A 14111-nucleotide genomic window follows, 5' to 3' on the forward strand; every position below is an offset into this window, starting at 1 on the left:
GTTCGTCGTGACGCTTCACACCGCATAACCGGCCATGCGCCGAGTTTATTCCCGCTGCGTGCCTGGTCCGCAAAATCACCCGCAAAAAAACGATCGGCAAAAAGAGCCGACCGCTCCCGCTAATAGGCCGGGCGGTTCCAGTAGTCCTCGCTCGCGTAAACTTCCTTCAGATAATCGATGAAGTAGCGCACCCTGGCCGGCACGTAGCGCTGTTGCGGATAGACCGCAAGAATGTCGTAGTCGGGCAGCGCGAATTCGTCGAGCACGGTTTCCAGTTCGCCGCGCGCGAGTTGCTGCTGGATTTCCCAGGTGGAACGCCAGCCGAGCCCGAGCCCTTCCGATACCCAGCGGTGCAGCAGTTCGCCGTCGTTGCAATCGAGCGTGCCGCCGACCCGCACCGTAACGAGCTTGCCATTGCGGCGGAAGTACCAGCCGCGGTTCTGGCCGCCTTGCAGATTGAACGCGAGACAGTTGTGGCGCGGCAGATCTTCGAGCGTTTTCGGCTTACCGTGCTTGCGAAAATAGTCGGGCGTGCCGCATACCACGCGTCGGTTCGAGGCGAGCTTCACCGCGACGAAGTTCGGATCGACCGCGCCGCCGATACGGATCGACAGGTCATAGCCCTCGCGCACCAGATCCACAACGCGGTCGGTCAGATTGAATGACACCTGCAATTCCGGCTTGTCGGCGACAAAGGCTGGCGCGAGGGGCGCCACGTGCTTGCGGCCGAATGCGGCCGGCGCCGACACGATCAGGTGGCCGTTCACCGCGCGTCGTCCGGCGCTCAGTTCATTTTCCGCCTGATCCCATTCGCTCAGGAGCCCCCGGCAGCGTTCGAGAAACGCGGCGCCCTCTTCGCTGACGACGAGCCGCCGTGTGGAGCGGTACATCAGCTTCACGCCGAGGCGCTTTTCGAGCGCGTCGATGCGGCGGCCGAGAATCACCGGCGACACGCCCTCCTCCAGTGCAGCCGCCGCGAGGCTGCCCGCATCCGCGACGCGCACAAAGGTTTCGATCTGCTTGAAGCGGTCCATGTCGTCTCCTATGTCGACCGGAGTTGGCGCTTTAGCTGTCGGCCGGAGTTCGCGCTTTAGCGTGTTACTCCGGCCCCATGCAAAGCACTTACTCCGGTCCCATGCAAAACGGTCGACCCGAGTTCGCGCTTTAGCGCGCTACTCGGGCCACAAGCAAAGCACTTGCTCCGGTCCACACAAAGCGTTAGCGCCGCCTTCCCCATTCCATACTTTTTGTCTCGAAATAAGCGACGCGGACTGATCTTATCAAACCTTTCCGTCAGGCCTAAAGTGCTTTCAACAGCTTTGTTAGCCAATTTCCCAGACATTCAGGAGACATTCATGGCCAAGATGAGAGCCGTCGACGCCGCCGTGCTGGTGCTCGAAAAAGAAGGTATCGACACCGCGTTCGGCGTGCCGGGTGCAGCCATCAATCCGTTCTACTCGGCCATGCGCCGCGCCGGCAACATCAGCCACGTGCTGGCGCGTCACGTCGAAGGCGCTTCGCACATGGCCGAAGGCTACACGCGCGCCCAGCCCGGCAATATCGGCGTGTGTATCGGCACGTCCGGTCCAGCGGGCACCGACATGATCACCGGTTTGTACTCTGCGCAGGCCGACTCGATTCCTATTCTGGCTATCACGGGCCAGGCACCGCGTGCGCGTCTCTACAAGGAAGATTTCCAGGCCGTCGATATCGAATCGATCGCCAAGCCCGTCACCAAGTGGGCCGTCACCGTGCGTGAGCCGGCGTTGGTGCCGCGCGTGTTCCAGCAGGCTTTTCATCTGATGCGCTCGGGCCGTCCGGGCCCCGTGCTGGTCGACTTGCCGATCGACGTGCAACTCGCCGAGATCGAGTTCGACATCGACACGTACGAACCGCTGCCGGTCTACAAGCCGAAGGCGACTCGCAAGCAGATCGAAGCCGCGTTGACGATGCTCAACAACTCGGACAAGCCGCTGATCGTCTCCGGCGGCGGCGTGCTGAACGCAGCCGCAGAGGATCTGCTCGTCACGTTCGCCGAAGCGGTCGGCGTGCCGGTGATTCCCACACTGATGTCGTGGGGCGCGATTCCCGACGACCATCCGCTGATGGCCGGCATGGTCGGCCTGCAAACGTCGCACCGTTACGGCAACGCGACTATGCTCGCGTCGGACTTCGTCCTCGGCATCGGCAACCGCTGGGCGAACCGTCACACGGGCAGCATCGAGGTCTATACGAAAGGCCGCAAGTTCGTGCACGTAGACATCGAGCCGACGCAAATCGGCCGCGTGTTTGGCCCGGACCTCGGCATCGTATCGGACGCGAAGGCCGCGCTCGAACTGTTCGTCGAAGTCGCCAACGAATGGAAGGCCGCCGGCAAGCTGAAGGATCGCAGCGCATGGGTCGCAGATTGCCAGCAGCGCAAGCAGACCATGCATCGCAAGACGCACTTCGACAACGTGCCGATGAAGCCGCAGCGCGTCTACGAAGAGATGAACCAGGTGTTCGGCCGCGACACGTGCTACGTGAGCACGATCGGTCTGTCGCAGATCGCCGGCGCGCAGTTCCTGCATGTCTACAAGGCGCGCAACTGGATCAACTGCGGCCAGGCCGGCCCGCTCGGCTGGACGATTCCTGCAGCGCTCGGCGTGCGCGCCGCTGACCCACAGCGGCCGATCGTCGCGCTCTCGGGCGACTACGACTTCCAGTTCATGATCGAAGAACTCGCGGCGGGCGCGCAGTTCAAGCTGCCGTACGTGCACGTGGTCGTGAACAACTCGTATCTCGGCCTGATCCGCCAAGCACAGCGCGCATTCGACATGGACTTCTGCGTGCAGCTCGGCTTCGAGAACATCAACTCGCCGGAAATGAACGGCTACGGCGTGGATCACGTCGCCGTCGCGGAAGGTTTGGGTTGCAAGGCGATTCGCGTGTTCAAGCCGGAAGAACTCAAGCCAGCGCTGCAAAAAGCGCAGTCGATGCTCTACGAGTTCAACGTGCCGGTGATCGTCGAAGTGATTCTGGAACGCGTGACCAATATCTCGATGGGCACGGAGATCGACGCGATCAACGAGTTCGAGGAACTGGCCGTGAAGCGCGAAGACGCGCCGACTGCGATCAGCATGCTCGATTGAGCTTTAGGACTTCAATCGCGTGAGCGCGATTGCACGATCACGTTGCAATCGTCTCACGAAGTTTTTCCACTGACCGACCAAAGAGACCTACGCACTATGCCGAAATTTGCAGCGAATCTCACGATGCTCTTCAACGAAGTTCCGTTCCTCGACCGCTTCGCGGCCGCAGCGGACGCGGGCTTTCACGCCGTCGAATTCCTGTTCCCGTATCCGTATCAAATCGCCGAATTGAGCGAGCGTCTTCAGCAGAACCGGCTGAAGCTGGTGCTGCACAACCTGCCCGCGGGCAACTGGGAAGCCGGCGAGCGTGGCATTGCCTGCCTGCCCGATCGCGTGAGCGAGTTCCGGGAAGGCGTGGGCCGTGCGATCGAATACGCGAGCGCCCTCAAGGTATCGCAACTGAATTGCCTCGTGGGCATTCCGACTGCGGGCGTCGATGCCGACAAGGTGCGCTCGACTATCGTCGATAACCTGCGTTTTGCAGCGGGTGAATTGAAGAAGGCTGGCATCAAGCTACTGGTCGAGCCGTGCAATTCCTACGACATTCCGGGTTTCGCGTTGAACCGTTCGAGCGAAGGTCTCGACGTGATTCGCGCGGTGGGCTCGGACAATGTGTTCCTGCAATACGACATCTATCACATGCAACGGATGGAAGGCGAACTGGCGGCGACGATCAAAAAGAATCTGCCGCAAATCGCCCATATCCAGCTCGCCGACAACCCCGGGCGCAATGAACCGGGCACCGGCGAAATCAACTACCCGTACCTGTTCGACCTGCTCGACTCGATTGGCTACGACGGCTACGTCGGCTGCGAATACAAGCCGCGCACGACGACCACCGCCGGGCTCGGCTGGGTCCAGAGCGTCGCAGGGCAAACGCGCGGCGCCGCGCACGCCGCGGCTTGAGCGATGTATTGAATACGACATCGGTCAAATCAGGCGCATGACGCGTTGAAGGAAGCCCCCCCTAAAGGGGCAGCAAACAACACTGGAAACACTGGAGATTCAGACACATGGCAAAGATTGGCTTCATCGGGCTCGGCATCATGGGCGCGCATATGGCGCGCAACCTCATCAAGGGCGGTCACACGCTGTTCGTGAACGGCGCGTACCCGGTGCCCGAAGACCTGGGCAAGAGCACGAACGTGGTGGCCAATTCCACTGCTGTCGCGCAAGCCGCCGACATCGTCATCATCATGGTGCCGGACACGCCTGACGTGGCCAACGTTCTGTTTGCCGACGACGGCGTTGCCGCCGGCCTCTCGGCGGGCAAACTCGTTATCGACATGAGCTCGATCTCGCCGCTGGATACGCAGGCGTTCGCTAAAAAGATCAATGCACTCGGCGTGGATTATCTCGACGCGCCGGTGTCCGGCGGCGAAGTCGGCGCGCGCGAAGCAACGCTGACGATCATGGTGGGCGGCCCGGAAAAAGCCTTCGCGCAAGCAAAGCCGCTGTTCGACCTGATGGGCAAGAATATCTCGCTGATCGGCGAGAACGGCGCGGGTCAGACGTGCAAGGTCGCGAACCAGATCATCGTCGCGCTGAACATCGAGGCGGTGGCCGAAGCATTGCTCTTCGCCTCGCGCTCCGGCGCCGATCCGGAGCGTGTGCGCAAGGCGTTGATGGGCGGCTTCGCTTCGTCGCGCATTCTCGAAGTGCACGGCGAGCGCATGACGAAGCGCACGTTCAATCCGGGCTTCCGCATCGAACTGCATCAAAAGGATTTGAACCTCGCACTCGACGGCGCGCGCAAGCTCGGCATCGCGCTGCCGCATACTGCGAGCGCCCAGCAATTGTTCAGCGTGTGCGCGGCGAACGGCGGGAAGGCATGGGATCACTCGGCGATGGTTCGCGCACTCGAAATCATGGCGAATTATGAAGTCGCGCAAGCGCCGGATAGCGAGGCGAAGGCAGCTTGATCCTGACGCGTTGCTGTGCGAGTTGCGGCTTCGCGATCAGAGATCAGCGATTAGCCACAGCCGCTTGCATAGCGACACGTGAATAACGCAGTAACACAGATTGCCGCAAGCGTTGCTTCGTCGACGTCACGGCAATCGCAGGTGGGGCGCCCGGTTCGTCGCGCGGCATCGCGGCGGAACGGGCAAATCGTGCCGCTCTGGGCTGAGAGCGGCAAAGTGGGGTCCGCAGCGGCACCCGGCGGCGCCGGGGAAGCCTTGGTCGGTCAGACGTCGTCGTCGGGTGTCCGGCTGTCGGATTTCATCATCATGCTTTTTCCGCCACACACTCTGCTCTTCATGCCGCGGTTCATCATGTGCGCCGCCGGCTTGCACGTTCGCTTGCATTTGCTTGCAACTCCGTGCCTTTTCCCCTACCTTTCTTGACACATCGCCGCGGGCTTTTCTCCTACACTCGTGAGTCTGTTGCATGCATTTGAACGCTCGCGCCGCTTCGGCCCGGCATGCGGGTTCCGCGGATCGTTCGCGCCTGATATTCGCGTGCATCGCAACCAGTGCTTAACCCGTACGCAAGCATGCTTGCGTACCAACATGAGGAGTGTGATCGATGGGTATTCTCAGTTTCATCAAGGAAGCCGGCGAAAAACTGTTCAGCGCCGCGTCCACGCCGGCCAAGGCTGAATCCGCGCCTGCCGCACCCGACCTTGCCGCGCTCAACAAGACCGCGGGCGACGCAATCGCCACTTACATCCGCAGCCAGGGCCTCGACGCAACCGACCTGCAAGTCACGTACGACGGCACGAGCCACACCGTGACCGTGGCTGGTGAAGCCGCGGACCAGCCGACCAAGGACAAGATCCTGGTCGCAGCCGGCAATGTGCAGAACGTCGACAAGGTCGACGATCAACTGAGCGTCACCACGCCCGCCGCGGCGCCCACGCAGTTCCACACGGTTGTGCCGGGCGACAATCTGTGGAAGATCGCGGAGAAGTACTACGGCAGCGGCGCGAAAAACGACGTGATTTTCCAGGCTAACACGCCGATGCTGAAAGGCCCGGACAAGATCTATCCGGGCCAGGTGCTGGTGATTCCAGCGCTGCAATAAGCCAACCCGCGGGCTCGCATCGCGCGAACACAACACGGCAGTAAACGACAACACGGCGACAACACGGCGCTCGAGTAACCACCTCGAGCGCCGTGTTTTTTATTGAGCGCGTTGCTATTGAACGTTGAGCAGCATCAGTACGTATCGAACGCCTTCTGCAGCGCGACTGGCCCCGTGGCTCCCGCGGCCAACGCTAGCATCAGTAGCACGCGCGCCTTATACGGATTCAGCGAGCCCGCGCTGACGAAGCCGAGCGCGTCGTCGGCGGCCGCGCCGTTGCGCATCACATGCCCCGAGCCCACGCGCGACGAACGCACCACCGCCACGCCTTGCGAGGCGGCATCGGCGAGCGCTTGCGCGAGCGACACGTGAATCGAACCATTACCCGTGCCCGCCACCACGATGCCGCGCACGCCAGCTGTCACGAGCGCATCCACTGCAATGCGCGACACGCCGGCATAGCTCACGACGATTTCCACATGCGGCCAGTTCGAGCCAATCACGAACTCGGTCGCGAGCGTGTGCGGACGCACCACGTTCCGCTGGAATTCGACGCGCCCGTCCTGCACCCAGCCAAGCGCGCCGATCTCCGGCGAGTGGAAAGCATCGACGGCATAAGTGCTCGTCTTGACCACGTCACGCGCGCTGTGAATCCTGTTGTTGAACGCGACCAGCACGCCCTGCCCGCGCACGCCGGAATTCGCCGCGACCGTCACGGCGTTCAGCAGATTGAGCGGACCGTCGGCGGACAAAGCGGACGCCGGCCGCATCGCGGCGGTCAGCACGACCGGCTTGTCGGACTTGATGGTCAGATGCAGCAGATAAGCGGTTTCTTCGAGCGTATCCGTGCCATGTGTGACGACCACGCCGTCGATGTCGTCGGCGTCAAGCAGTGTATTGATGCGTTGCGCGAGCGTGGTCCAGAGCGGCATCGCCATGTCTTTGCTGTCGATGCTCGCAATCTGCTCGGGCGCAATCCGGGCCACCGTGGACAAAGCCGGCACCACAGCCAGCAGTTGTTCGACGCCGACCACGCCCGCCTGATAGCCGGAGGTGTTGGTGGCGTCCGCGGCCGCGCCCGCAATCGTGCCGCCAGTGGCGAGCACGGCGATGCGCGGCAGCGGCGCAATGATGGACGAAGGAGAGGAAGTCGGTGTATTCATGGCGGCGATTGTAAGCGATGATGCGCTGCCCACGCGCGCCTAAAAAACCCTTAAACCGCCTCGCGCAACTGCGCGGCGATTTCCGCCTCGGTCAGTTGCGGCGCGAACATCTCGATCAGCCGATACGCATACGCGCGCAGGAACGCGCCTTTGCGCAAACCGACCCGCGTCGTGCTCGCTTCGAACAGATGCTGCGTATCGAGCGCGACGAGTTCGCTGTCGCGCTTCGGATCGTAGGCCATTGCCGCGACGACGCCGATACCCATGCCGAGCTCGACGTAGGTCTTGATCACGTCGGCGTCGATCGCGGTCAGCACCACGTCGGGCAGCGCGCCCGCTTTCGCAAACGCCTGGTCGATATGCGAGCGGCCCGTGAAATCCTGGTCATACGTGACGATCGGGAATTCGGCGATTTCGTCGAGTGTCAGATTCGGGCGGCCCACCAGCGGATGATCCTTCGGCACGACCACGACGTGATGCCACGAATAGCACGGGAACGTGACGATATCGGGGAAACGGTCCAACGCTTCCGTCGAAATGCCAATATCCGCCTCGCCGTTGATGATCATCTGTGCGATCTGTTGCGGACTGCCCTGGCGCAGCGCCAGATGCACCTTCGGGAAGACCTCGGTGAACTGACGAATCACCTTCGGCAACGCGTAACGCGCCTGGGTGTGCGTGGTCGCCACCACCAGATGGCCGCTGTCCTGATCGGCGTACTGGCGTGCGACGCGGCGCAGATTCTCCGCGTCGAGCAGCATCCGCTCGATCAGCTGATGCACCGCCTTGCCCGGCTCGGTGAGGCCCGTGAGCCGCTTGCCGCGTCGAATGAAAATGTCGACGCCGAGTTCGTCCTCGAGGTCCTTGATCTGTTTCGACACGCCCGACTGCGACGTGTACAGCACGTTCGCCACCTCGGTCAGATTCATGTTCTGACGCACGGCCTCGCGCACGAAGCGCAGTTGCTGGAAATTCATCTTGAAGTGTCCGGTTCAGCGAGAGTTGAATTGTTGGTATCGGATCGCATCCTGTCGTGTTTGCAGCGGTCGCCGCTCACTGCGCGGGAAATACCCGCAACGCGCGCGGCACCGCCGTCACGCCGTCGCCGACCGCCAGTTGCAGATCGCGCCACGCTTCACGATCGAGTTCGGCTTCGAGCAGGTTGCCCTCGCGGCCCGCGAGTTCGACCCGCACGGAGCCGCCCAATGTCACGACGCGCCGTACATCAACGACGATACCCTCGCGATGCCCCGACGACTGCGGATACAACTGCAGATCGTGCGGACGCACATAGGCGAAAGCCGGACCGCTGAAATCGGTGCTGATCGCGACCGGCAACGCGGCGCCGTCCACGACGAAACCGCTTGCATCGACCTTGCCATGCAGACGGTTCGCCGCGCCGAGAAACTCATAGACGAACGACGTTTGCGGGTGGTCGTACACGTCCTGCGGACTGCCGACCTGTTCCACGTGTCCGCGATTGAGCACGACGATGCGATCCGCCACTTCGAGCGCCTCTTCCTGATCGTGCGTGACGAAGATAGTCGAAATATGCAGATCGTCATGCAGGCGCCGCAGCCAGCTGCGCAATTCCTTGCGCACTTTGGCGTCGAGCGCGCCGAACGGTTCGTCGAGCAGCAGCACTTTGGGCTCGACGGCGAGCGCGCGAGCCAGCGCGATACGTTGGCGCTGACCGCCCGACAGTTCCGACGGATACCGTTGCGCGAGCCAGTCGAGTTGCACGAGCTTGAGCAGTTCATGCACCTTCTCGCGGATCACGGCTTCCGACGGGCGCTCTTTCCTCGGCTTCACGCGCAGCCCGAACGCCACGTTCTCGAACACCGTCATATGGCGGAACAACGCGTAATGCTGGAACACGAAGCCCACTTCGCGCTCACGCGCGCCGACCGTCGCGACGTCCTGGCCTTGCAGCACGACCTGGCCGCCGTCCGCGTATTCGAGGCCCGCGATCACGCGCAGCAACGTGGTCTTGCCGCAACCCGACGGCCCAAGCAGCGCAACCAGTTCGCCTGGCGGAAAATCGAGCGAGACGTTATCGAGCGCGACGAAATCGCCGAAGCGCTTTTGCAGGTTACGTACGGTGATACCCATTACAGCTCTCCTTGCTTGAGCGGGTGTTGCTGCGAGGCTTGCGTTTTTTGCGGCTGTGCAGTGGACGGCAAAGCGGACGACGAGGCGGACGGAGATGCTGACGAAGATACGGACGACAAGGCCGCAGGCAGCGTGACGGGACCGGCGTGCGCGGGCACATCGCGCGCGTCCGACAGTTCCGCCGACATATGACGCTCGGCGAGCAGCTTGAGTGCGAGCGTCACGAGCGCGAGCAAGGCCAGCACCGACGCCACGGCGAACGCTGCCGAGAAGTTGTATTCGTTGTAGAGAATTTCGACATGCAGCGGCATCGTGTCGGTCTGGCCACGAATATGGCCCGACACGACCGACACCGCGCCGAACTCGCCCATTGCCCGCGCATTGCACAGAATCACGCCATACAGCAGGCCCCATTTCACATTGGGCAGCGTGACGCGCCGAAATATCTGCCAGCCCGACGCGCCGAGCACATGCGCGGCTTCTTCTTCGTCGTTGCCTTGCGCCTGCATCAGCGGAATCAGTTCGCGCGCGACGAACGGGAACGTGACGAAGATGGTCGCCAGCACAATGCCCGGCACTGCGAAAATGATCTGCACGTTATGCGCTTGCAGCCACGGACCGAACCATCCTTGCGCGCCGAACATCAACACGTAGATCAGACCGGAGATCACCGGCGACACAGAGAACGGCAGATCAATGAGCGTAGTCAGCAGCGCCTTGCCGCGAAACTCGAACTTCGCGATGCACCACGAAGCCGCCAGGCCGAACACGAGATTCAGCGGCACCGCAATCCCGGCAGTAATCGCCGTCAGTTTGATGGCCGCAAGCGCGTCGGGATCGGCGAGCGATTCCAGATAGAAACCGAGCCCCTTGTTCAACGCCTGATAAAACACGGCGACGAGCGGCACCACGAGAAAGAGCGAGAGAAACAGCAACGCGATGCCGGTCAGAATCCAGCGCACGAGTGGCGGTTCGGTGATCGGATCGGGCCGGCGCGCAACGTTCAGCGGCGCGCGCGCCAATTGCTGAGGCGCAGCCACTGCGTGCGCCTGCACGCCGGTTGTGGGATCGGTGGAACGGCGGCTCATTGCACACCTCCGCCGATGCTTGCGACGCTCGCCGCGGCCGGCGCCGGACCCGAGCCGCCGCGGCTCGTCCGGCGCTGCAAATACCACTGCAGTGTGTTGATGAACAACAGCATCAGGAACGACACGACAAGCATCACGACGGCGAGAGCGGTAGCGCCGGCATAGTCGTACTGTTCGAGCTTCGTGATGATCAGCAGCGACGTGATCTCCGACTTCATCGGCACATTGCCGGCAATAAAAATGACCGAGCCGTATTCGCCGAGCGCACGCGCGAACGCGAGCGCGAAACCCGTCAGCAACGCCGGGAAAACGGCCGGCAACACCACGCGTCGAAACGTCAGCCAGCGCAATGCGCCGAGGCACGCGGCGGCCTCTTCCTGTTCGCGCTCGAACTCTTCGAGCACCGGCTGCACCGTGCGTACGACGAACGGCAAGCCGATGAACGTCAGCGCAACCAGCACGCCCGCCGGCGTGAAAGCGATCTTCAGTCCGAGCGGCTCGAGGAACTGGCCGATCCAGCCGTTGCCCGCGTACACGGCCGCGAGCGAAATGCCGGCAACCGAGGTGGGCAGCGCGAACGGCAGATCGACCACGGCGTCGACGATGCGCTTGAACGGGAACCGGTATCGCACGAGCACCCATGCGACCAGGAAGCCGAACACCGCGTTGATCAACGCGCCGCCGAGCGCGGAAAAGAACGTCAGCCGATACGAGGCGAGCACGCGCGGCGAGCTGACGGCGCGCACGAACTGACTCCAGTCGAGCGTCGCGGTTTTGAGAAAGGTTGCCGCGAGCGGAATCAGCACCACGAGGCTCAGATAAGCCACCGTGATGCCGAGTGTCAGGCCAAAACCGGGCAAGGCGCTCGGCTTTCGGAAGGTCAACGTCGTCATGCTCGTTACTCTTTCAGGTTGATGCTTGTGTTGCAGGCCGTCTGGTCCTGATCGGCCAAAAGCGCGCCAGTGGGCGCGCTCCGGGTGACGCGCGTTCGTGTCGCGTCGCTCTGCCCACGCCGGCTACGGCGCGGACGTCGGCGGTATTACTGCGGTTGATAGATCGAATCGAACACCCCGCCGTCGGCAAAATGCGTCTTCTGCGCGGTCGCCCAGCCGCCGAACGAATCGTCGACCGTATAGAGCTTCAGCTTCGGAAACTTCGCGGTCAACTCGGCCGGGACCTTGTTCGAACGCGGACGGTAGAAGTTCTTCGCGGCGATTTCCTGACCCTGCTCGCTGTAGAGAAAGTTCAGATACGCTTCGGCCAGCTTGCGCGTGCCGTGCTTTTCGACGACCTTGTCCACCACCGCCACCGGCGGCTCGGCCAGAATGCTCACGGACGGCACGACGATTTCGAACTTGTCCGGACCGAACTCCTTCAGCGATAGAAACGCCTCGTTTTCCCAAGCGATCAACACGTCGCCGATGCCGCGTTGCACGAAGCTGGTGGTCGCGCCGCGCGCGCCCGAATCCAGCACGCCGGCATTCCTGTAGAGTTTCCCGACGAATTCCTTGGCCTTCTGGTCATTGCCGCCCGGCTGATGCGCGGCATACGCCCACGCGGCCAGGTAGTTCCAGCGCGCGCCGCCCGAGGTCTTCGGATTCGGCGTCACGATCGACACACCCGGTTTGGTCAGATCGTTCCAATCCTTGATGTGCTTCGGATTGCCTTTGCGCACCAGAAACACGATCGTCGATGTGTACGGCGACGCGTTGTCCGGCAAGCGCTTTTGCCAGCCCTTGTCGATCAACCCCTTGTTCGCGATGGCGTCGATGTCATAGGCCAGCGCGAGCGTCACCACATCCGCCTGCAAGCCGTCGAGCACCGAGCGCGCCTGGGCGCCGGAACCGCCGTGCGACTGCTTGAACGTGACGCTCTCGCCCGTCTTCGCCTTCCATTCCTTGCCGAAGGCCTGATTCACGTCCTGATAGAGTTCGCGAGTCGGGTCGTAGGAAACGTTCAGCAGCGTGCTGTCGGCGGCTTGCGCGTGACCCACTGCACCAAGCGCGCCGAGCGCGGCTGCCGCGCCGAAGGAGAGCGCCGCGATGAGTTTTCGGGTCCTGCCTGCCCGCCCCGTGTCCTGATGGTTCATGCCAAGTTCTCCGCGTGTTGGTCCGCTGAAACAGCGTATGGTGTTGTTTTGCGTCGGGTCACGTGCACATGAGCGACTGGAAGGCCAGTCTATCGAAGGGCTTTCATCATTAAAAATAATGTTTCTTCATTTTTTAATACGCAAAAGTGGTAATGACAGCCGGACAAGGCGTTGCGGCATAAAAAGGGAACGTTCCGACGTCGATTTGCGACGTTGCGGCAGCGCGGCACCGCGCGAACTTAAAGTAAAGCTTGAATTGCGCCGGATACTGTATAAAAATACAGCCACCTGTTCATCCATACAGTGGCGCTATGACCAAACTCACCGCACGACAGCAGCAGGTTTTCGATCTCATCCGCCGGGCCATTGAACGCACCGGTTTTCCGCCTACCCGCGCGGAGATCGCCGCGGAGCTGGGCTTCAGCTCGGCCAATTCGGCTGAAGAGCATTTGCGGGCGCTTGCACGCAAGGGCGTGATCGAACTCGCGGCCGGCGCGTCGCGCGGCATTCGTCTACTGGCAGGCCCAGACGACGCACCGCATCAGTTCACGCTGCCGCACGCCAGCATCATGCAACTGTCGCTGCCGCTGATCGGCCGGGTTGCCGCCGGTAGCCCGATCCTCGCGCAGGAACATATCGCACAGCACTATGCGTGCGATCCGGCGCTCTTCTCGAGTAAGCCCGATTACCTGCTTAAGGTGCGCGGCCTGTCCATGCGCGACGCGGGCATCTTCGACGGCGATCTGCTCGCGGTGCAGAAACGAAGCGAGGCCAAAGACGGCCAGATCATCATTGCGCGGCTCGGCGACGACGTCACCGTCAAGCGCCTGAAGCGGCGGCCGAACGGCATCGAGCTGATTGCGGAGAATCCCGATTACGAAAACATTTTCGTTGAGACCGGCAGTGCGGACTTCGCACTGGAGGGCATCGCTGTCGGGCTGATCCGCCCCGGCGAGTTTTGATCGCGTTCGCTGCGTTGACTCACTGCGCCAACCGCTCGATGGCCCAAACGCTCGCTGCTTCACCGACTAAAGCTGTCCCAACGTTGAATCGCCCGGAGACACTCATGGAACGCCTTGCCCGCCTGTTGCCTTTTCGCCAGTTCGGCCGTCTGCGCCATTTGCGCAAGCTGGTGCCCTGCTCACCGATCGAGGCGTCCACGGCCAGCACTGCATCGCTGTTCGACTCGCCCGCGAGCGCTTCGAGCCTGCCGTCTTCATTGCCCGCATTTGCCCGCGTGTCCCTGAATTCGGGACTCAATACTGCGGAACCGGCGCGTCGCGCACCGGTGCGGGTCTATCACGGCCCGTCGCGGCTGATCATGGTTGGCACTGTGGATGCCGTGTGCCGCATGATCGATCGCTGCATCGCGGACGAAACGAACGTCCACGGTGCCGTATTCGAGTCCTGAAGATGTGAGAGGCGTGCGGGTGCATCCGTGGATTCACTGTTCAAGGCATCGCACCGGATCGTTTCGGCGTGGCCCCGGTCCACGTTAGATCGC

At 62.3% G+C, this 14111-nt stretch carries 14 protein-coding genes; 6 read left to right on the top strand and 8 right to left on the bottom strand.

The annotated features are described in order from the left end of the window. Positions 1-119: 119 nt before the first annotated feature. Positions 120-1034: a LysR family transcriptional regulator gene (locus C0Z16_RS21265; RefSeq protein WP_102634069.1), complete on the bottom strand. Its 915-nt coding sequence runs from the start codon at positions 1032-1034 to the stop codon at positions 120-122. 321 nt (positions 1035-1355) lie between these two features. Here C0Z16_RS21265 and gcl point away from each other — a divergent pair, with 321 nt between their 5' ends. The 4 genes from gcl (at position 1356) to lysM (ending at position 6155) form a co-directional block, all read left to right on the top strand. Continuing rightward, positions 1356-3131 carry a glyoxylate carboligase gene (gene gcl / locus C0Z16_RS21270; RefSeq protein ID WP_102634070.1) on the top strand — a complete coding sequence of 592 codons (1776 nt, stop codon included), beginning with the start codon at positions 1356-1358 and terminating at the stop codon, positions 3129-3131. Positions 3132-3227: 96 nt separating this feature from the next. Further along, positions 3228-4037 carry a hydroxypyruvate isomerase gene (gene hyi, locus C0Z16_RS21275; protein ID WP_102634071.1) on the top strand — a complete coding sequence of 270 codons (810 nt, stop codon included), beginning with the start codon at positions 3228-3230 and terminating at the stop codon, positions 4035-4037. A 107-nt stretch (positions 4038-4144) separates the two neighbouring features. Then, positions 4145-5053 (top strand): 2-hydroxy-3-oxopropionate reductase, encoded by a 909-nt coding sequence (locus C0Z16_RS21280; protein WP_102634072.1) that lies wholly within the window; start codon positions 4145-4147, stop codon positions 5051-5053. A 604-nt stretch (positions 5054-5657) separates the two neighbouring features. Next, on the top strand, positions 5658-6155 hold the full coding sequence (gene lysM / locus C0Z16_RS21290; protein WP_102634074.1) for a peptidoglycan-binding protein LysM: 498 nt from the start codon (positions 5658-5660) through the stop codon (positions 6153-6155). Between the two features lie 134 nt (positions 6156-6289). On the opposite strand, the gene C0Z16_RS21295 is transcribed toward lysM, so the two are convergent. From C0Z16_RS21295 to C0Z16_RS37810, 7 genes are all read right to left on the bottom strand, one after another. Next, on the bottom strand, positions 6290-7318 hold the full coding sequence (locus tag C0Z16_RS21295; RefSeq protein ID WP_102634144.1) for an asparaginase: 1029 nt from the start codon (positions 7316-7318) through the stop codon (positions 6290-6292). A gap of 50 nt (positions 7319-7368) precedes the next feature. Next, positions 7369-8295 (bottom strand): CysB family HTH-type transcriptional regulator, encoded by a 927-nt coding sequence (locus C0Z16_RS21300; protein WP_020065801.1) that lies wholly within the window; start codon positions 8293-8295, stop codon positions 7369-7371. A gap of 76 nt (positions 8296-8371) precedes the next feature. Then, on the bottom strand, positions 8372-9430 hold the full coding sequence (locus C0Z16_RS21305; protein ID WP_102634075.1) for a sulfate/molybdate ABC transporter ATP-binding protein: 1059 nt from the start codon (positions 9428-9430) through the stop codon (positions 8372-8374). Next, complete coding sequence (gene cysW, locus C0Z16_RS21310) at positions 9430-10518, bottom strand: sulfate ABC transporter permease subunit CysW (RefSeq protein WP_244201295.1); 1089 nt, start codon at positions 10516-10518, stop codon at positions 9430-9432. Before cysW ends, C0Z16_RS21305 begins: the two co-directional genes overlap by 1 nt. Then, on the bottom strand, positions 10515-11411 hold the full coding sequence (gene cysT, locus C0Z16_RS21315; RefSeq protein ID WP_102634076.1) for a sulfate ABC transporter permease subunit CysT: 897 nt from the start codon (positions 11409-11411) through the stop codon (positions 10515-10517). Before cysT ends, cysW begins: the two co-directional genes overlap by 4 nt. A 146-nt stretch (positions 11412-11557) precedes the next feature. Beyond that, complete coding sequence (locus tag C0Z16_RS21320) at positions 11558-12607, bottom strand: sulfate ABC transporter substrate-binding protein (protein WP_102634077.1); 1050 nt, start codon at positions 12605-12607, stop codon at positions 11558-11560. Between the two features lie 126 nt (positions 12608-12733). Beyond that, positions 12734-12907, bottom strand: a complete 174-nt coding sequence (locus tag C0Z16_RS37810) for a hypothetical protein (RefSeq protein ID WP_158244506.1) — start codon at positions 12905-12907, stop codon at positions 12734-12736. 11 nt (positions 12908-12918) lie between these two features. On the opposite strand from C0Z16_RS37810, the gene lexA reads away from it, so the two are divergent. After that, positions 12919-13569, top strand: coding sequence for a transcriptional repressor LexA (gene lexA, locus C0Z16_RS21325; protein ID WP_102634078.1), 651 nt, complete (start codon positions 12919-12921; stop codon positions 13567-13569). A 104-nt stretch (positions 13570-13673) separates the two neighbouring features. Further along, positions 13674-14018, top strand: coding sequence for a hypothetical protein (locus C0Z16_RS21330; protein ID WP_102634079.1), 345 nt, complete (start codon positions 13674-13676; stop codon positions 14016-14018). The last annotated feature ends 93 nt before the right edge of the window (positions 14019-14111 follow it).

It is taken from the genome of Paraburkholderia rhynchosiae, assembly GCF_002879865.1.
Classification (GTDB): Bacteria; Pseudomonadota; Gammaproteobacteria; order Burkholderiales; family Burkholderiaceae; genus Paraburkholderia; species Paraburkholderia rhynchosiae.

What these genes read in the sequence shown, in the direction of transcription:
- C0Z16_RS21265 (WP_102634069.1), bottom strand. Translation starts at nt 1,034, where the DNA reads ATGGACCGCTTCAAGCAGATCGAAACCTTTGTGCGCGTCGCGGATGCG.
- gcl (WP_102634070.1), top strand. Translation starts at nt 1,356, where the DNA reads ATGGCCAAGATGAGAGCCGTCGACGCCGCCGTGCTGGTGCTCGAAAAA.
- hyi (WP_102634071.1), top strand. Translation starts at nt 3,228, where the DNA reads ATGCCGAAATTTGCAGCGAATCTCACGATGCTCTTCAACGAAGTTCCG.
- C0Z16_RS21280 (WP_102634072.1), top strand. Translation starts at nt 4,145, where the DNA reads ATGGCAAAGATTGGCTTCATCGGGCTCGGCATCATGGGCGCGCATATG.
- lysM (WP_102634074.1), top strand. Translation starts at nt 5,658, where the DNA reads ATGGGTATTCTCAGTTTCATCAAGGAAGCCGGCGAAAAACTGTTCAGC.
- C0Z16_RS21295 (WP_102634144.1), bottom strand. Translation starts at nt 7,318, where the DNA reads ATGAATACACCGACTTCCTCTCCTTCGTCCATCATTGCGCCGCTGCCG.
- C0Z16_RS21300 (WP_020065801.1), bottom strand. Translation starts at nt 8,295, where the DNA reads ATGAATTTCCAGCAACTGCGCTTCGTGCGCGAGGCCGTGCGTCAGAAC.
- C0Z16_RS21305 (WP_102634075.1), bottom strand. Translation starts at nt 9,430, where the DNA reads ATGGGTATCACCGTACGTAACCTGCAAAAGCGCTTCGGCGATTTCGTC.
- cysW (WP_244201295.1), bottom strand. Translation starts at nt 10,518, where the DNA reads ATGAGCCGCCGTTCCACCGATCCCACAACCGGCGTGCAGGCGCACGCA.
- cysT (WP_102634076.1), bottom strand. Translation starts at nt 11,411, where the DNA reads ATGACGACGTTGACCTTCCGAAAGCCGAGCGCCTTGCCCGGTTTTGGC.
- C0Z16_RS21320 (WP_102634077.1), bottom strand. Translation starts at nt 12,607, where the DNA reads ATGAACCATCAGGACACGGGGCGGGCAGGCAGGACCCGAAAACTCATC.
- C0Z16_RS37810 (WP_158244506.1), bottom strand. Translation starts at nt 12,907, where the DNA reads ATGGATGAACAGGTGGCTGTATTTTTATACAGTATCCGGCGCAATTCA.
- lexA (WP_102634078.1), top strand. Translation starts at nt 12,919, where the DNA reads ATGACCAAACTCACCGCACGACAGCAGCAGGTTTTCGATCTCATCCGC.
- C0Z16_RS21330 (WP_102634079.1), top strand. Translation starts at nt 13,674, where the DNA reads ATGGAACGCCTTGCCCGCCTGTTGCCTTTTCGCCAGTTCGGCCGTCTG.